Source organism: Pseudomonas sp. 8Z (assembly GCF_902506535.1).
In the GTDB taxonomy this organism is placed as follows: domain Bacteria; phylum Pseudomonadota; class Gammaproteobacteria; order Pseudomonadales; family Pseudomonadaceae; genus Aquipseudomonas.
This window is the reverse complement of record NZ_LR733824.1, coordinates 236,661-254,091: the sequence shown is the minus strand read 5'-3', so window position 1 is coordinate 254,091 and position 17,431 is coordinate 236,661. Positions and strand designations below refer to the sequence as shown.

The window sequence follows — 17,431 nt, the reverse complement described above, 5'->3', positions numbered from 1 at the left end:
GAGAACCCCTCTATCGTGGCGCGCAGCCAGGCCGCCACGTGCGCGCCCGATACCTCATACGAGATTCGACGCAGAACCTCTGTCCGTGATTTTGCGAGCCCCGCCCGCAGCAGATCCACCGGCAGGTTCTAAGGATGTTCATGTTCTGGGATTCCCTGCCCCTGCTGTTTGTCGGCGCCCTGCTGATCTGGGTGCTCTATGCCTTCATACGGGAGAAATGGAGCCCGGATATCGTCGCCGCGATAGCCGTGGCCGCTCTGCTGGTGAGTCAACTGCTGACGCCTGGCGAAGTGCTCAGCGTGCTCTCCAACTCGGCACCGGTGACCATCGCCTGCATGTTCGTGCTCTCCGCCGCACTGGAGCGTACCGGCTGCATCGACGCCCTGGGTAACTGGCTGGGTGAGCTGGTCGGCACCAACCCGATTCGTGTACTCACTGGCCTGACCATCACCGCCCTGGTGGTATCGGCGTGTCTGAACAACACCCCCGTGGTGGCCATTCTCACGCCGGTGGCTATCGCCTTGGCGCGCCGTGCCGGCACCCTGCCCTCCAAGCTGTTGATCCCGCTGTCCTACGCCACCATCTTGGGCGGCACGCTGACCATGATCGGCACCTCGACCAACATTCTGGTCGATGGCGTCGCGCGCAAGGCGGGCATGGAGCCATTCGGCATCTTCGAGATCACTGGCGCCGGCTTGGTGCTAGCGGCTGTCGGCATGCTCTACCTGCTGACCATCGGCCATCGCCTGCTGCCCGAACGCGAAACGCTGTCGCGGCAGTTGCGACCAGACCTGGATCGCACCTTCATGACCGAACTGCTGGTGCCGCATAACTCACCGATGATCGGCAAGACCCTGCACGAAGCTAACCTCAACGGCGGCAGCGGCCTGCAGGTGCTCAAACTGCTGCGTAACGATCAGGAGTTGAGCGAACCCGGCGCCGACACCCTGCTGGCCAGCGGTGACCGCCTGCTGCTGCACGGCCAGGTCAAGGATGTGGTGGAACTGCGTGAAAGCGGCCACCTGAGCTTCAACCGTGGCGACGCCTTCGAAACCATCAGCAGCCATGACGTGATCCTCGCCGAAGCCATCGTTGGACGGAACTCGCGTTACAGTCACCGGCCGATACGCGACCTCGACCTCAGCGCACGCTATGGCATCGCTGTGCTGGCCATTCACCGCCAGGACGAGAACGTGCAGGGCAACCTCGACGATTTCCAACTGCAATTCGGCGACGTCATGCTGGTCGAAGGCACGCCCACGCAGATCAAGCGTTTTGCCGACAACGGTGAACTGATCAGCCTCAATGCCGTACAGGAGCGCGCATTCCGTCGCGACAAGGCCCCCATCGCCATCATCGCCACACTGGCCGTGATGCTGCTGGCCGCGTTTGGCGTCATGCCCATCGAGGGCCTGGCGATCATCGGCGCGGTGACCGTGCTGGCCACCCGCTGCCTCGATGTCGAGGATGCCTACAAGGCCGTGGACTGGAAGATCCTCAGCCTGATCTTCGGCATGCTCGCCATCAGCATCGCCATGGACAAGGTCGGCCTGGTCAGACTGGTGGTCGAACACGTAATGGGCTGGCTGCCCTGGGCCGGGCCGCTGCTGATGCTGAGCTTCATCTACCTGTTCACCTCGGTGCTCACTGAGGTGCTGTCAAACAACGCCGTCGCCGTACTGGTAACCCCCATCGCCATCGGTGTCGCCCAGCATATGGGGGTCGACCCTCGTGCCTTCGTAGTCGCGGTGATGTTCGCCGCCAGCGCCAGCTTTGCCACTCCCATCGGCTACCAGACCAACACCTTCGTCTACAACGCCGGCGGCTACCGCTTCACCGACTTCATGCGTATTGGTATTCCGCTGAACCTGCTGCTGTGGGCCGTGGGCACGCTGGTCATCCCATGGTTCTTCCCGCTGACGCCGGTATGACTTGATATAAGAGGGCGGCGACTCCATCTGCGAGTGATATCGTCTGGAGCTGCCCCGCCATGTCCACCCCTCTGCTAATCCCCTGCCCGTATTGCAACGGGCTCAACCGCATTCCTGCTGAGCGCCTGGGCGAAACGCCACACTGCGGCCGCTGCAAAGCCGTGGTGCTGCCTGCAGCGCCGATCACGCTGACGCAAGGCAACTTCGCCAGCCAACTCAAAGGCGATCTACCGTTACTGGTCGATGTCTGGGCAAGCTGGTGCGGCCCCTGTCGCGCCTTCGCCCCGGTCTTCGAGCAAGCGGCCACGCAACTGCAAGGCCGCTGCCGCCTGGGAAAACTCGACAGCGAGGCAGCCCCACAACTGGCCGCTCAGCTCGCGATCCGCTCCATTCCCAGCCTGCTGCTGTTCAAAGGCGGCGCCGAAGCCGCACGCCTGAGCGGTGCCTTGTCGCTGCCGCAATTACTTGGCTGGTTACGCCAACAGGGCTTGTGAGCACATCTCTGCGCAGCAGGCACTTGCAGGCGAGCGTGGGCCGTATAGGCTGGCAGGACACTCATTCGAGCAGGCGCTCAACAACAGCCAATGTTTTGCAAAAAACTCGAGGGAGACTGATTGAGCACACATTGACTTGCCACAGGTCAAAAGAAGGACTAATTGAACAGGCACAATAAAATTGCCGAGCCAGGCAGGAGAGCCGTCAGCATGTACCAGCACATTCTTATCGCCCACGACCTTCGCGATACCGCCGATATGGCGCTCTGCCGTGCCGCTCAACTGGCCCAGCAACATGGCGCCCGCCTGACCCTGCTGCATGTGCTCACCCCAGGACAAAGCGCCGAACAGCAGGAAAAGGTACGCCAGACACTGGATCAGAGCCTGACCCGCTACGCCCCGCCAGGCAGTGAATTACGCGTCCTCGCCGGCAAGCCCTCCGACGTGGTGCTGCAAGAAGTGCAAAGCAGCGGCTGCGACCTGTTAGTGCTCGGCGGCCACCAACAGCGCCATGACCTGTTCTCCGGCACCAGCCTCGACCGCATCGCCAGGCGCTGCACCGTGCCCATGCTGCTGGTGGCCCGTAACGACAGCACGCCCTACCAACGCGCCATCGCCGCCATCGATTTTTCCCTGTGTGCCTGCAGCGCACTGGGCAAGGCCTATCGCCTACTACCGAGCGAAGCCGAGCTACATGCCATCCACGTCTTCGAGCCGGACAAGGGCACGGCCAAGCAGGTGGCGGAGCAACTGCAAATGCAGCAAGGCCTGATCGCACAACTGCTACACGACGAAACCCAGCACCTACCACCACACGGCCCAACGATCAGCCACGAAGTGCTGCAGGGCGGCATCCTGCGTAGCCTGCAGGAGCAGATCAAGTCACGCCGCAGCGACCTGCTGGTGCTCGGCAGCCATGGCCGCAGCGCCTTCTCCCAGGCGCTGCTGGGCAGCCTGGCTCAGCACTTCTTGCACAAGGCGCCGTGTGATGTGTTCGTGGTGCGCTGAACAGATACATCGGCTGTCTTGCGATGAGGAACCATTTCGTTCCTCAGGCATTGTTCTCTCATCACCCAAGGCACCGCTCGGAGAAAGCCAGACGAAGCGAGATGCCAAATAGCCATCATCCCTATAGAATCGCCACTCCAACAAGCTGAACCGATATATGCAAGGAGTAGTTTCTATGGGGATGGACAAGATGCTTAAACTGGTTACCGTCAGCTTTCTGCTGGCACTTTGCGTAGGCTGTGCAACGAGCCGTTCCGAGGTCGACGTGATGCCCGCATCGCTGGACAAGGCCAGTAATACCGCTAGCCTCGGCAAAAAGGTGTACATCAACACGGTCGATGAACGCGTTTTCGAGGCCAAGCCGAAACAGGCCGACATTCCGTCGCTGAAGAACGCGGAAATCAGTGATCGCGCGATCACCGAGCGCGCCATTGGTCGCAAGCGAAATGGCTATGGCAAAGCACTTGGCGACGTTCTACTTCCGTCTGGCCGCACGATCTCCGCCCTGGTGGGTGAATCAGTGGCATCAGCCTACCGGCAAGCTGGCTATGAGGTGGTGACGAAACCCGAGACCTCAGCGGCTGAAGTGAAAGTTCACGTCAAGGAGTTCTGGTCATGGTTCTCGCCAGGCTTCTTCTACGTCACGGTCAACAACAAGTCGCGACTGAACATAGAAACCGATGGCCAACAGAGCATGGAAATCGTCACGTTCAAGAGCGATGGCATGCAAGCCGTCACTGATAGCGACTGGAAAGCCATCACGGAAGCCGGCCTACAGGAAATCGCCAAGGAAACTGCAAGCAAGCTTTGACACGCTGGCGTAGACAAGGACGTCGCTGAACACCGCGACGCCCTTGTATCTAGCCGCCAACGCGCTTACCCAGCAGCGTTGAGCAGATCGTGCAACTCGACGAACTGCTGGGTCAGCTTGTGCCGCGCATCGAGATGGATCAGCGGCGTGCACACCTGGTGCGATTCACGCATCTTCACCGAACTCATCAGGTTCACCGGTAGCACCGGCAAGCCTTCTGCGATCAGTTCATCGAGCAGTTGCTGAGGCAGTGTGGCACGTGGCTGAAATTGATTGACCACGATGCCCTCAACCTCCAGATCCTCGTTGTGATCCTCCTTCAACTCCTCGATCTCGGCCAGCAGGCCGTACAGCGCATTACGCGAGAAGCTGTCGCAGTCGAAGGGAATCAACACCCGATCAGCCGCGATCAAGGCTGAAACCGTATAGAAATTCAGCGCTGGTGGCGTATCCAGGTAGATGTGGTCGTAGTCCTCGGCCAATTCCTGAAGCAATTTGCGCAGCTTGTTGATCTTGTGCTTCTGCTCCAGCTTGGGCTGCAACTCGGCCAGTTCGGCGGTTGCCGTGACCACATGCAGGTTGTCGAAGGGCGTTTCGTAGATGTCGACCTTGCCTTTCTTGGCGAACGGTCCGGAGGCCAGGGTCTGCTTGAAGAAATCGGCGATGCCCACCGGAATATCGTCACCGGTCAGGCCTGTCAGGTAGTGGGTCGAATTGGCCTGGGCATCGAGGTCGATCAGCAGTGTGCGATAGCCCTGCGCCGCGCTAACTGCCGCAAGATTACACGCGATGCTGGACTTGCCCACGCCGCCCTTCTGATTGAACACGACACGTCGCATCGTCGCTCCCCCTGCGTCTCAAAGTCCCAAAGCCTATGCAAAGCTCATGACAAGCATGAGATGCGAACCACAAGGCCATCATCCGCCTATCAGAAGACACTGCGCAACATTTGCACAGTTGCGCACGCATCTAGATAATGCCCGGCCGAACCAATACCGGCACTATGCCATGGCACGACTGATATCAGCTCTTTCAGTCACTCTGCCGCGCCCATCGGCCTGCCCGGAGTGACGAAAAACCTCGTCCTATGAATTTCAAGATCGAAGGATTGCGTGCCTGGGCTCCGGGCTTAGAGTCAGTGGAAGATTGGCGTGCCTGGAGCAACGCCCCCACAGTCGTGCCCGATGGGCAGCAACAGCCTGATGTGAGCTTCCTGCCCGCCATGCAGCGCAGGCGCCTCAGTCGGCTGGCGCGGATGATGTTCCACGTGGCCTGGCCACTGGCCGATGAGCAAGGCCCCCTGCCGCTGGTGTTCGCCTCCCGACACGGCGAAACGCCACGAACGCTGGCTATTCTCAGCGATCTAGCCAAAGACGAGCCGCTATCCCCGACCCAGTTCAGCTTGTCGGTACACAACTCAATTGTCGGCCTGTGGTCAATCCTGCGCAATGACACCAGCGAAATGACCGCCATGGCCGCCTGCGGAGACGGTCTGGAGCAAGCCATACTCGAAGCCAGCGGCTTACTTGCCGATGGCGCTCCTGCCGTGTTGCTGGTCATCGCCGAAGAATTGCCGCCTGACCTCTACACGTCACATATAGATGACGTACCCTTTCCCTATGCGCTGGCTCTGCTGCTGAAACCGGGCAAAACCTGGACCTTGAGCCTCGCTCCTGCCGATTCTGGCGTACCCGCCGCCTGGCCACATCCGCTGAACCTGCTGCGCGCCTTCTATGGCGAGCAGCGAACACTGACTCACAACTGCAAAGGCCGCCAATGGATCTGGTCACGCAACGAGGACTGAGCCCTTACAGCCCGCCCTATGTCTGGAGGCTGATTACCACCGCCCTGAGCTTTGCTTTGTTCGGCATTGGCGGCGTATTGCTACGCGTACTGGTATTCCCCCTGCTCGCGCTGCTGCCTGGCGACATCCTGCGGCGCCGCAGTCGTGCTCGCGCCGTGGTCAGTTGGACCTTTCGCGTGTTCGTTCAGTTCATGTACCGCATGGGCGTACTCACTTATGAGGTCGAAGGTGCCGAACGCCTTGGCCGCCCTGGGCAAATGGTGATTGCCAATCATCCCTCGCTGATCGACGTGGTGGTATTGATCGCCTTCATCCGCGACGCCAACTGCGTGGTCAAGCAAAGCCTGTGGGAAAACCCCTGTATGCGCGGGCCGATTCGCGCCGCCCAGTACATCAGCAACAGCGGCAGCCTGGACATGCTCGACGAAGCCGCCGGCGCCCTGCAGAACGGCGAGACCCTGATCGTATTCCCCGAAGGAACGCGTACCGTTCCTGGCAGCAACCCAGAGTTTCACCGTGGCGCGGCGGCTATCGCCGTGCGTGGTGCCAGCATCGTCACGCCCGTGGTGATCAGCGTGACGCCCACCACGCTGACCAAGGCCGAGCCCTGGTACAGCATCCCGTCACGTCGTTTTCACTTTCGCTTGCGCGTCGGCGAGGATATCGACCCTCGGCAATTCACCGAGCAGGCTCCGCTGCCTATTGCGTCGCGCAAGCTCAATGACCATTTGCATCAACACTTCATGAAGGAGCTCGCAACAGATGAGCGATCTGCAACTTGAAATCAAGAGCCTGATCATCGATGCCCTGGGCCTCGAGGACATGAGCGCTGACGACATCGGCGCAGAACAGCCCCTGTTCGGCGAAGGGCTCGGTCTGGACTCGGTAGACGCCCTGGAACTGGGCCTGGCGATCCAGAAACGCTTTGGCATCAAGATCGACGCCGAAGCCAAGGACACCCGCAAGCACTTCGCCAATGTCACCAGCCTGGCTGAGTTCATCTCCGCCCGCCAGGCCGCCTGAGGATCAGCCACCATGCAAAACCGCGATGAAATCTTCGCCACCTTGCACAGCGCACTGGTGGAGCTGTTCGAACTGGATGCCGAGCGTGTGACCCTGGACGCGAACCTCTACGAAGACCTGGAAATCGACAGCATCGATGCCGTCGACCTGATCGACCACATCAAGCGCCAGACCGGCCGCAAACTCGCCGCCGAAGAGTTCAAGAGCGTACGTACGGTAGGCGACGTGGTGGAAGCCGTATATAGACTAATCAACACCCCACCGGCACAAGACTGACACCATGGCTCGGCTGTTTGGCCTGCTCCTACTGCTGGCTGGCGTGCTCTATCCCTTTGCCGTCTATTACGGCATGGAGCATCTTTCGCCGCGTGGGTTCGCAGTGCTGCTCGGAGGGCTGTGGCTGGCGCGGGCCTTGACCGCCAAGCGCCGCCCCGGTGGCTTGTGGCTGGCGATCTCGGCGCTGGCGTTCTGCCTGTTGCTCGGCCTCGCGGGCAATCCGGCCTTGCTGCGCTGGTATCCGGTGTTGCTCAACCTGATGCTGTTGGCACTGTTCGGCCTCAGCCTGAAGTTCGGCCCGCCGCTGGTCGAACGCATGGCTCGCCTGCGCGAACCGCAGCTACCGGAAGTCGCCGTGCGCTACACGCGCAAGGTCACCCTGGTCTGGACGCTGTTCTTTCTCGGCAACGCCCTGGTGCTGATCGCACTGGCACTGTGTGCACCGCTGTCCTGGTGGACGCTGTACACCGGTTTGATCTCTTACGGCCTGATCGGCCTGTTGTTCGCTGGCGAATGGCTGGTACGCCAGCAAGTAAGGAAACACGCATGAGTTGGTTGCCCATCACCGAGCTGTTGCTTGAGGCTCATCCTGAACGCCAGGTAGCCCTAGCGCCGAGTCTAAGCCACGCACAGTTGCGTCTGCAGGCGTTGAGGCTGGCCGCCGCCCTGCAAGCGCGAGGCGTACAGCGCGTGGCGCTGTTTCTGGAAGATGCCGCTGAGCTGGCCGTCGCCCTGCTCGGCGCCTGGCGTGCCGGGGTGCAAGTGTTGCTACCGGCCGACGCCCAGGCACAGACACGTCAGCGCCTGGCAGATCAGGTCGACCTGTGGCTGGACGATCTGAGCGAGCTGGACGCCGAGCCTCTGCCCGGCGCACGCCTGCTGCCCGAGCACTGCCGTCTGACGCTGTGCACCTCAGGTTCCAGCGGCGAGCCCAAGCTGATCGACAAGAGCCTGGAGCAACTGGCCAACGAGGTCGACGCGCTGGAGCAGTTGTGGGGTGAGAACCTGGGCCAGGCCACCATCCTCGGCAGCGTCGCCTGTCAGCATATCTACGGCCTACTGTTCCGCCTGCTCTGGCCACTGTGCGCCGGTCGCCCACTGTACCGCCGCGCGCTGCCCTTTCCTGAAGACCTGCAGCAGGCCAGTCTTGGCCAGAGCAACTTTGCCTGGGTAGCCAGCCCGGCCTTGCTCAAGCGCATGGGCGACAACCTCGACTGGCCGGCGCTGAGCCGCGTCAAACAGGTGTTTTCCTCCGGTGGCGCTCTGCCCGCCGAGGCCGCGCAGAGCCTGCATGAACGCCTGGGCCAATGGCCGACGGAAATCTACGGCAGTTCGGAGACCGGCGGTATCGGCTGGCGCCAGGGCCACACCACCTGGCAACCGTTCACCGGCATCGAGCTGAGCCTGGATGAGGCAGGCGCCCTGCGTATCGCCTCACCCTATCTGCCCGCCGGGCATATCGAGCAAAGCGCGGACGCCGCCGAGCTGGGCGCCGATGGCCGCTTCGTCCTGCGCGGGCGGCTCGACCGCATCGTCAAACTGGAAGAAAAACGCATCTCCCTGCCCATGATTGAGCAGGCGCTGATCGGCCACGGCTGGGTTGCCGATGCTCGCCTGGGCGTTATTCAGGAAGGCCGTGCCTTCCTCGGTGCCGTGCTCGCACTGAGCCCAGAAGGCTTGCACGTGCTGCGCAACCAGGGCCGCCGCACACTGACCGAGACCTTGCGCAAGCATCTGGCCGAGCATTGCGAAACCATCGCCCTGCCACGCCGCTGGCGCCTGCTGCTAGAGCTACCCTACAGCAGCCAGGGCAAGCTGGCGCAGAGCCAGATCGACACCCTGCTGGCTGCCTCACGACCGACGCGGGGCGTACCCAGCAGCAGCGAAGAACGCGATGGCGAGTGGCTGCTGCAACTGCCCGTGCCACCGGATCTTGCCCATTTCACCGGGCACTTTCCCAAGACGCCGGTACTGCCAGGCGTGGTGCAGGTCGATTGGGCGCAGCACCTGGCTCGCCAACTGATCCCCGGCCTGCCGCCGCGCTTCGCTGGCATGGAAGTGCTCAAGTTCCAGCAACTGGTGCGCCCCGGCGACACCCTGCAGCTGTCCCTGCGCTTCGATGCGGAACGCGGCAAGCTGTATTTCGCCTACCGCAATGGCGAAGCAGCCTGCTCCTCAGGGCGCATCCTGCTGGAACCAGCCCATGGCTGAGTTAGACTTCTATCCCTGTGCGGTCATCCCTGTGTACAACCACGAGCGGCCTCTGCCTGGGGTTGTCGACGCGCTGTGCAAGGCCGGTCTACCCTGCCTGCTGGTGGACGATGGCTCGCATGCGGCCTGCGCCACAGTCATGGACGAACTGGCTCAACGCCCGCAGGTTCACCTGCTGCGGCTGCCCAGCAATCAGGGCAAGGGCGGCGCAGTGACAGCCGGCCTGCGCGAAGCAGCGCGTCTTGGCTACAGCCACGCACTGCAGGTAGATGCCGATGGCCAGCATGACCTGAGCGCGCTCGAGACCTTTCTCAACACCGCGCGCCAGCACCCACAGGCCATGATCTGCGGCTATCCGGAATATGACGCGAGCGTGCCGAAGGGCCGCCTCTACGCCCGCTACCTGACCCATGTCTGGGTCTGGATCAACTGCTTGTCGCTGCAGATTCGCGACTCCATGTGCGGCTTTCGCGTCTACCCACTGCGCGCCACCCTGGCGCTGCTCGATACGGTCAAACTTGGCCGCCGCATGGACTTCGATACCGAAATCCTGGTGCGTATGGCCTGGCGTGAGCAGCCTATGCACTGGCTGCCAACCCGCGTGCACTACCCGGAAGACGGCCTGTCGCACTTTCGCCTGTGGCACGACAATCTGCTGATCTCGGGCATGCACGCCCGGCTCTTCTTCGGCATGCTGGTGCGTGCGCCACGGATCATCTGGCGCAGGTTGACCGCATGAGCGCGACAGGGGCAAAAGGTCACTGGGCCAAGCAGGGCGAGCGTGGCAGCTTCCTGCTGATGCGCTTTACCGCTGCCGCCGTGCGCCTGCTGGGCCGCCGCCCACTGACACCACTTTTGTACCTGATCGTCCTGTACTTCTTCATCTTTGGTCGGCGCGCGCGCGCCAGCATCGCCGAGTACCAGAACAACCTCGCGGCCTGGGGCCAACGCCCCGAGCTGCGCCCCACATCCGGCTCCGTGCTGCGCCAGTTCCTCGCCTTCGCCGACAGCCTGCTGGACAAGCTGGATGTGTGGAACGGCCGCTTGCCGTTACAGCAACTGCAGCTCGTCGACCCTGACGAACTGCGCGCCAGCCTGCACGACGGCAGCCGTGGGCAATTGCTGGTCGGTGCCCATCTGGGCAACCTGGAAGTCTGCCGCGCCCTGGCCGAACTGGGCGAGCGCGTACGCATGAACGTGCTGGTGCATACCAAGCATGCCGAGCGCTTCAACCGTCTGCTCGGCGAATCAGGCGCCAGCCATCTGCGCCTGATTCAGGTCAGCGAACTGGATCCGGCGATCATGCTGCAACTGGCCGAACGCCTCGAACGCGGCGAATGGCTGGCCATCGCCGGTGATCGCGTACCGCTGCATGGCGCCCGCCATGCCGTGGTCGACTTCCTCGGCCATCCCGCTGCATTCCCGCAAGGTCCCTGGCTGCTGGCCGGGCTGCTGCAGTGCCCGGTGAGCCTGGTGCACTGCCTGAAGATCGATGGCCACTATCAGGTACGCCTCGAACATTTTGCCGACAGCGTGCAATGGACGCGCCGCGACCGCGAGCGAGTCATCACCGAGTGGGCGCAACGCTATGCACAGCGCCTGGGCGAGCACTGCCTGGACGCGCCACAACAATGGTTCAACTTCTACCCCTTCTGGAAGCGAGATGACGACATACCAGCCTGAGCCGGTGATCTTCGGCGAGCGCGCCCTGACCATCGAGAACATCGTAGCCTTGTCGCAGCGCCAGGCCCGCGCCCAGTTGCAGGGCGATCCGGCCTACCGCGAGAAGATCGCCAAGGGTGCGCGTTTCCTCGACACCCTGCTGGACAAGGAAGGCGTGATCTATGGCGTCACCACCGGCTACGGCGACTCCTGCGTGGTCGCGGTACCGCTGCATCAGGTCGAGGCATTGCCCCAGCATCTGTTCACCTTCCACGGCTGCGGCTTGGGCAAACTGCTCGACGCCCCCAGCACCCGTGCGGTACTCGCCGCCCGTTTGCAGTCGCTGTGCCACGGCGTATCCGGGGTGCGCGTGGAGTTGCTCGAGCGCTTGCAGGCGTTCATCGAGCACGACGTGCTGCCTTTGATCCCGGAGGAAGGCTCGGTCGGTGCCAGCGGCGATCTGACCCCGCTGTCCTATGTCGCCGCCACCCTCAGTGGCGAGCGCGAGGTGCTGTACAAGGGCGAGCGCCGCAGCGCCGCCGACGTGCACTGCGAACTGGGCTGGACACCACTGACCCTGCGCCCCAAGGAAGCCCTGGCGCTGATGAACGGCACCGCCGTGATGACCGCCCTGGCCTGCCTGGCCTATGCCCGCGCCGACTACCTGCTGAAGCTGGCGACGCGCATCACCGCGCTCAACGTGATCGCCCTGGAGGGCAACCCGGAGCACTTCGACGAGCGCCTGTTCGCCGCCAAGCCGCATCCGGGTCAAACCCAGGTGGCCGCCTGGATTCGCCAAGATCTGGCCGTCGAGGCGCCTCTGCCGCCGCTGCATCGCCTGCAAGATCGCTACTCGATCCGCTGCGCACCTCACGTGCTCGGCGTACTGGCCGACAGCCTGGGCCTGCTGCGCCAGTTCATCGAGATCGAACTCAACAGCGCCAACGACAACCCGCTGTTCGACGCCGAAACCGAGCGCACGCTGCACGGCGGGCACTTCTATGGCGGGCATATCGCCTTCGCCATGGACAGCCTGAAGAACCTCGTCGGCAACGTCGCCGACCTGCTCGACCGCCAGCTCGCCCTGCTAGTGGACAGCCGCTACAACCACGGCCTACCGAGCAACCTGTCCGGCGCGCCAAAGGAAACCGCGATGATCAACCACGGCTTCAAGGCCGTGCAGATCGGCGCCAGCGCCTGGACCGCCGAAGCCCTGAAGAACACCCTACCGGCCAGCGTGTTCTCGCGCTCCACCGAATGCCACAACCAGGACAAGGTGAGCATGGGCACCATCGCCGCGCGCGATGCCCTGCGCAGCCTGGAGCTGACCGAGCAGGTCGCAGCCGCCACCCTGCTGGCCGCCAACCAGGGCGTGTGGCTGCGCGAGTGCGGTGGCAAGCGCGACATCCCCGCACCGCTGGCGGCCATGCGTGCTCAGTTGGCCGAGGATTTCCGCCCGGTGATCGAGGACCGCGCCCTGGAAAGCGAGCTGCGCCTGTGCCTGGAGCGTATCCGCAACCAGCATTGGAGGCTGTATGCGTAAGGCCGGCGTATTGCAGGCACAGATCGAGCTGCAAGTGCAGTTCTACGACGTAGACATGATGGAGATTGTCTGGCATGGCCACTACGTCAAATACTTCGAGCAGGCACGCTGTGCCCTGCTCGACAAGCTCGGCCACAACTATCAGCAGATGCGTGGCTCCGGTTATGCCTGGCCAGTGATCGACCTGCAGGTGCGCTACGTGCGCGGCGCTCAGTTTGGCCAACGCATCGTCGTGCGCGCCGATCTGGTGGAATGGGAGAACCGCCTGAAGATCAATTACCTGATCAGCGACGCCGCGACCGGCGAGCGCATGACCCGTGGTAGCACCGTGCAAGTGGCCGTGGAGATCGCCACGCGAGAAATGCAGTTCGCCTCGCCCCAAGTTTTCCTCGATGCCGTACGGAGCGCCATCGCGTGAGACGTCTTCTGACTGCGGCTCTAGGCCTGCTTTTGGCTGCCACGGCGCAACTTGCGCAAGCCTTCGACCTCGACCAGCTCAGCGCCCAGCTCGGTCAATCCGCGGTGGTGCGCGGCCAGTTCATTCAGGAAAAGCACCTGCGCGCCCTGCCGCAACCACTGACCAGCCATGGCCAGTTCGTCCTGGCCAAGGATCATGGCCTGCTCTGGCTGCTCAAGCGCCCACTGCAGCAGGACTACCGCATCGACAAGCAAGGCATCGCTCGGCGTAGCGAGCAGGGCTGGCAACTGGTCACCCAACAGAGCGCCAGCGCTCAGCAGAATCGCCTGTTCCTTGCCGTTCTCCAGGGCGACAGCAGCGGCCTGCGCCAGGATTTCGAACTCAGTCTGAGCGGCAGTGCCACAGCCTGGCAGCTCGATCTGGTCCCTCGCAGCGTGCTGCTCAAGCAGATTTTTCAAGCTGTCCACATCAGCGGCGGCGCCCTGGTGCAGCGTATCGAGCTACAGGAAACTCAGGGCGACAGCACCGTGCTACGCCTGCAGAACAGCCAGGCTGACAACGCCCTGAGCGACTCGGAGCGAGATGATTTCCAGAATTGAATACTGGGGGTCACGGCTCTTCCCGCTCGCCCTGCTCCTGCTGCTCGCCGTGGCCGCTTGGCAATGGCGAGGCGGCGCCCCAGTATCGGCCAACCTGCTGGAACTGGTGCCCAGCGGCAAGCCGGACGCGCTGCAGGAGCAAGCCGTTCAGCGCATGCAGGAGCCGCTCAACCGCGAACTGCTGGTGCTGATCAGCCACCCACAGCGCGAACGCGCGCTGGCACTGGCTGCCGAGCTGGGCAAACGCTGGCAGCAACAGCCGCTATTCGAGAGGGTGCAGTGGGATCTTCAGGCCGATCTGCCCAGCCTACGCCAGCAACTGCTGCAACAACGTCTGGCGCTGCTGCCAGCCGCTGACCGGCAGCTATTGATCGACAACCCACAAGCCTTCATCAGCAACCGCGTGCAGGATCTATTCGACCCGTTCCGCAGCCAGAGCGTGGTGGCCAGCGATGACGACCTGCTCGGCCTGAGCAGCCTGGTGGAGAAACATCTGCCGCATCACAACAACATCCAGCTCGACCTTAGCGGCGCTCTGATCGCCGAAAGCGCAGGCACCACCTGGGCACTGCTGCGCGCCCGCACCAACGCCGACGCCTTCGACGGCAACCTGGTACTGGCGGTGGAAGGTCTGGTCAGCCGGGCCCGCACGGAGGTGCAGGCACACGGCGGCCAACTGCTCGCCAGCAGCGGCTTGCTGTACTCCGCCCACGGCCAGCGCGAGGCCACTCGCGAGATCAGCCTGATGGGCAGCATCGCTAGTGTCGGCGCCCTGTTGGTGATGCTGCTGGTGTTTCGTCGGGTGCGCGTCTTGCTGGCATTCGTTCCCGCCGCCATCGGCGTACTCGCTGGGCTCACGGCCTGCGTCGCGGTGTTCGGCCATATTCATGTCATGACCCTGGTGCTGGGCGCCAGCCTGATCGGCGTGGCCATCGACTACCCCCTGCACCTGTTGTCGAAGAGCTGGACGCTGCAACCCTGGGATAACTGGCGGGCACTGCGCGCCACCCTGCTCGGCCTGACCCTCGGCCTGGTGACCAACGTCATCGGCTATCTGGCTCTGGCCTTCACCCCCTTTCCGGCCCTCAAGCAGGTGGCGATCTTCTCTGCCACAGGCTTGCTCGGCGCCTACCTAAGCACCCTGTTTTTGCTACCCACGCTGCTGGCCAAGGTCGAGATCCGCCCCTGGCAGCCCCCTCTGGCGCTTGCGCAAGGTCTGCTCAGGTGGCGTGAAGCGCTGCTGCGCTGGCTGTCTACCCCCTGGCTGCTGGCGATCTTCGCGCTGTTCTGTCTGGGCGGTCTGCTGCAACTTTCGCACAAGGACGATCTGCGCCAGTGGGCCAGCGTGCCGCCGCAGTTGCTGGAGCAATCGAAAGCCATCAGCCAGATCATCGGTATGCAGCCCACCAGCCAGTTCTTTCTGGTACGTGGCCAGGACGAGGAGCAGTTGCTGCAGCGTCAGCAGCAGTTGAGCCAGCGCCTAGACGAACTGGTGCAGCGAGGCCAGTTGCAGAGCTACCAGGCCCTGAGCCAACTGGTTGCGCCGCAAACGCAACAGCAAGCCCTGCGCCAGGCCCTGACGCAACTACCCCGCGCCAGTACCGCGCTCACCGAACTGGGCGTTCCAGCCCAAGCCATCGCGCAAGAAGTGAAGCACCTGCAAGCCTTGCCCTCACTGGGCATCGAACAGGTGCTGGCAGGCCCACTGGGCGAGCCCTGGCGGCCGCTCTGGCTGGGGCCGACGGATGACGGCCAAGTCGCCGGTCTGGTCAGCCTGCAAGGGCTGAGGGACAGCGAGCTGCTGCCCGCACAGGCCGAGGGGCTCGCTGGCGTGAAGCTGGTCGACCGCCTCGGCGAGCTCAACCGCCTGTTCGCAGCCACGCAGGTCAGCGCAGCCGAACTCAAGCTGGCGTCCTGCCTGCTGATCTTCGCCATACTGTGCATTCCCTTTGGTGTGCGCGGCGCCGCTCGGGTGCTGGCGGTTTCGCTGCTGGCGGCATTGGCCAGCCTGGCATGCCTGGGTTGGCTGGGACAGCCGTTGACGCTGTTCGGCCTGTTCGGCCTGCTGCTGGTCACCGCCATTGGTGTGGACTACGCCATCCTGATCCGCGAACGGGTCGGCGGCTCCGCCACCAGCCTGCTCGGCACCCTGTTGTCGGCCCTGACCACCTGGCTGTCATTTGGCCTGCTGGCCGTATCGAGCACCCCTGCGGTGAGCAATTTCGGCCTGACCATCAGCATCGGCCTGGTCTTCAGCTTCCTTCTGGCGCCCTGGGCGGGCGACAGGCAGGCCGAGGCGGCGCCGCGATGAACCGACCTGCATCAATCGTCCCCCATCCAATCTGGCGCATGGTGCGCCAGACATGCCCACAACCTTGAGGCGAAGAAATCGTCATGCAATCTCCTGAAATCGAGCAGCGTCAGATTGTCGTTATCGGTGCAGGCCCGTCCGGAGCAATCGCGGCAGCCATTCTCAAACGCCAGGGGCATGACGTATTGGTACTCGAACGCCAGCGTTTCCCACGCTTTTCCATCGGTGAGAGCCTACTGTCGCACTGCCTGGACTTCGTCGAGGAAGCCGGGATGCTCGAAGCCGTTCAGGCTGCAGGTTTCCAGACCAAGCAAGGCGCCGCGTTCGCCTGGGGCGAGCGCCACACCAGCTTCGATTTCCGCGACAAGTTCACCGAGGGCAAGGGCTCGACTTATCAGGTGATCCGAGCTGACTTCGACAAACTCTTAGCCGATGAAGCCGAACGTCAGGGGGTGGAGATTCGCTACGAGGAAGAAATCTTCGCCGCCGACTTCACCGGTGATTGCCCGCAACTATCGGTACACCGCCTGACCGATGGCCTCAAATACCAGATCGAATGCGCCTTCGTCCTTGACGGCAGCGGCTATGGCCGAGTACTGCCGCGCCTGCTCGATCTCGACACACCATCGGCCTTCCCGGTGCGCCGCGCGGTGTTCACCCACATCGAGGACAACATCGACCCAGCCTCGGGCTTCAACCGCGAGATGATCCTCATCACCACCCACCCGACCCTGCGCGACGTGTGGTTCTGGACGATTCCATTCAGCAACGGCCGCTGCTCGCTGGGCGTGGTTGCCGCGGCCGAGCATTATGCGAATTACCCGCAGGATCTCGACGTCTGCCTCAAGCAGTTCGTCGCCGAAACGCCGTCACTGAGCAGGGTGCTGGGCAATGCCGTGTGGGATACCCCGGCGCGCGAGATCAACGGCTACTCGGCCAACGTCAAGAGCCTGCACGGGCCGGGCTTCGCCCTGCTGGGTAACGCCGCCGAATTCCTCGACCCGGTGTTCAGCTCCGGGGTGACCATCGCCATGCGCTCGGCGAGCATGGCCGCCGGGCTTTTGCATCGTCAGCTCAATGGCGAAATGGTGGACTGGGAGCAGGAGTTCGCAATCCCGCTCAAGCGCGGTGTGGATACGTTCCGCGTCTATGTCCAGGGTTGGTACGATGGCACCTTCCAGGACGTGATCTACTACGAAAACGCATCACCGGACATCCGCCGTATGATCAGCTCGATCCTCGCCGGTTACGCCTGGGATACCCAGAACCCCTACGTGGCAGAACCCAAGCGCCGGCTCGGCGTACTGGCAGAGCTCTGCGCCCCGAACTGACAAAGGAGT

General features: G+C 63.0%; 18 protein-coding genes. 17 read left to right on the top strand and 1 reads right to left on the bottom strand.

The genetic code is table 11. The features are described 5' to 3' along the window. The first annotated feature begins 140 nt into the window (after nt 1–140). The 4 genes from AERO9A_RS01165 to AERO9A_RS01150 all read left to right on the top strand — a co-directional run bounded on the left by AERO9A_RS01165 (nt 141) and on the right by AERO9A_RS01150 (nt 4,244). Nucleotides 141–1,931 (top strand): SLC13 family permease, encoded by a 1,791-nt coding sequence (locus AERO9A_RS01165; protein ID WP_159970086.1) that lies wholly within the window; start codon nt 141–143, stop codon nt 1,929–1,931. Between the two features lie 59 nt (nt 1,932–1,990). Continuing rightward, on the top strand, nt 1,991–2,425 hold the full coding sequence (gene trxC, locus AERO9A_RS01160; RefSeq protein ID WP_159970085.1) for a thioredoxin TrxC: 435 nt from the start codon (nt 1,991–1,993) through the stop codon (nt 2,423–2,425). A gap of 210 nt (nt 2,426–2,635) precedes the next feature. After that, on the top strand, nt 2,636–3,433 hold the full coding sequence (locus tag AERO9A_RS01155; RefSeq protein WP_159970084.1) for a universal stress protein: 798 nt from the start codon (nt 2,636–2,638) through the stop codon (nt 3,431–3,433). A 175-nt stretch (nt 3,434–3,608) separates the two neighbouring features. Next, the gene (locus tag AERO9A_RS01150) at nt 3,609–4,244 is read left to right on the top strand and encodes a flagellar biosynthesis protein (protein ID WP_159970083.1); all 636 of its coding nucleotides are present in this window, start codon (nt 3,609–3,611) and stop codon (nt 4,242–4,244) included. A 65-nt stretch (nt 4,245–4,309) separates the two neighbouring features. On the opposite strand, the gene AERO9A_RS01145 is transcribed toward AERO9A_RS01150, so the two are convergent. Next, nucleotides 4,310–5,083 carry a ParA family protein gene (locus AERO9A_RS01145; protein WP_159970082.1) on the bottom strand — a complete coding sequence of 258 codons (774 nt, stop codon included), beginning with the start codon at nt 5,081–5,083 and terminating at the stop codon, nt 4,310–4,312. A 248-nt stretch (nt 5,084–5,331) separates the two neighbouring features. On the opposite strand from AERO9A_RS01145, the gene AERO9A_RS01140 reads away from it, so the two are divergent. From AERO9A_RS01140 to AERO9A_RS01080, 13 genes are all read left to right on the top strand, one after another. After that, a complete protein-coding gene (locus AERO9A_RS01140) occupies nt 5,332–6,048 on the top strand; it encodes a beta-ketoacyl synthase chain length factor (RefSeq protein ID WP_159970081.1) in 717 nt (238 codons plus the stop codon). Further along, the gene (locus AERO9A_RS01135) at nt 6,021–6,830 is read left to right on the top strand and encodes a 1-acyl-sn-glycerol-3-phosphate acyltransferase (protein WP_178111079.1); all 810 of its coding nucleotides are present in this window, start codon (nt 6,021–6,023) and stop codon (nt 6,828–6,830) included. The genes AERO9A_RS01140 and AERO9A_RS01135 overlap by 28 nt, the downstream gene beginning before the upstream one ends. Beyond that, nucleotides 6,811–7,071, top strand: coding sequence for a phosphopantetheine-binding protein (locus AERO9A_RS01130; protein ID WP_159970080.1), 261 nt, complete (start codon nt 6,811–6,813; stop codon nt 7,069–7,071). Before AERO9A_RS01135 ends, AERO9A_RS01130 begins: the two co-directional genes overlap by 20 nt. Nucleotides 7,072–7,083: 12 nt before the next feature. Next, entirely contained in the window at nt 7,084–7,347 is a 264-nt protein-coding gene (locus AERO9A_RS01125; RefSeq protein WP_159970079.1) for an acyl carrier protein, read from the top strand. A 4-nt stretch (nt 7,348–7,351) separates the two neighbouring features. Next, nucleotides 7,352–7,897 (top strand): hypothetical protein, encoded by a 546-nt coding sequence (locus AERO9A_RS01120; protein ID WP_159970078.1) that lies wholly within the window; start codon nt 7,352–7,354, stop codon nt 7,895–7,897. After that, nucleotides 7,894–9,558: an acyl-CoA synthetase family protein gene (locus tag AERO9A_RS01115; RefSeq protein ID WP_159970077.1), complete on the top strand. Its 1,665-nt coding sequence runs from the start codon at nt 7,894–7,896 to the stop codon at nt 9,556–9,558. The genes AERO9A_RS01120 and AERO9A_RS01115 overlap by 4 nt, the downstream gene beginning before the upstream one ends. After that, the gene (locus tag AERO9A_RS01110; RefSeq protein ID WP_159970076.1) at nt 9,551–10,297 is read left to right on the top strand and encodes a glycosyltransferase family 2 protein; all 747 of its coding nucleotides are present in this window, start codon (nt 9,551–9,553) and stop codon (nt 10,295–10,297) included. Before AERO9A_RS01115 ends, AERO9A_RS01110 begins: the two co-directional genes overlap by 8 nt. After that, nucleotides 10,294–11,241, top strand: a complete 948-nt coding sequence (locus tag AERO9A_RS01105; protein ID WP_159970075.1) for a glycosyl transferase — start codon at nt 10,294–10,296, stop codon at nt 11,239–11,241. Before AERO9A_RS01110 ends, AERO9A_RS01105 begins: the two co-directional genes overlap by 4 nt. Beyond that, the gene (hutH, locus tag AERO9A_RS01100) at nt 11,222–12,763 is read left to right on the top strand and encodes a histidine ammonia-lyase (protein ID WP_159970074.1); all 1,542 of its coding nucleotides are present in this window, start codon (nt 11,222–11,224) and stop codon (nt 12,761–12,763) included. Before AERO9A_RS01105 ends, hutH begins: the two co-directional genes overlap by 20 nt. Continuing rightward, on the top strand, nt 12,756–13,181 hold the full coding sequence (locus AERO9A_RS01095; protein ID WP_159970073.1) for a thioesterase family protein: 426 nt from the start codon (nt 12,756–12,758) through the stop codon (nt 13,179–13,181). Before hutH ends, AERO9A_RS01095 begins: the two co-directional genes overlap by 8 nt. Then, nucleotides 13,178–13,780 (top strand): outer membrane lipoprotein carrier protein LolA, encoded by a 603-nt coding sequence (locus AERO9A_RS01090; protein ID WP_159970072.1) that lies wholly within the window; start codon nt 13,178–13,180, stop codon nt 13,778–13,780. Before AERO9A_RS01095 ends, AERO9A_RS01090 begins: the two co-directional genes overlap by 4 nt. After that, the gene (locus AERO9A_RS01085; RefSeq protein WP_159970071.1) at nt 13,764–16,091 is read left to right on the top strand and encodes an MMPL family transporter; all 2,328 of its coding nucleotides are present in this window, start codon (nt 13,764–13,766) and stop codon (nt 16,089–16,091) included. The genes AERO9A_RS01090 and AERO9A_RS01085 overlap by 17 nt, the downstream gene beginning before the upstream one ends. A gap of 83 nt (nt 16,092–16,174) precedes the next feature. Then, a complete protein-coding gene (locus tag AERO9A_RS01080; RefSeq protein WP_159970070.1) occupies nt 16,175–17,422 on the top strand; it encodes an NAD(P)/FAD-dependent oxidoreductase in 1,248 nt (415 codons plus the stop codon). The last annotated feature ends 9 nt before the right edge of the window (nt 17,423–17,431 follow it).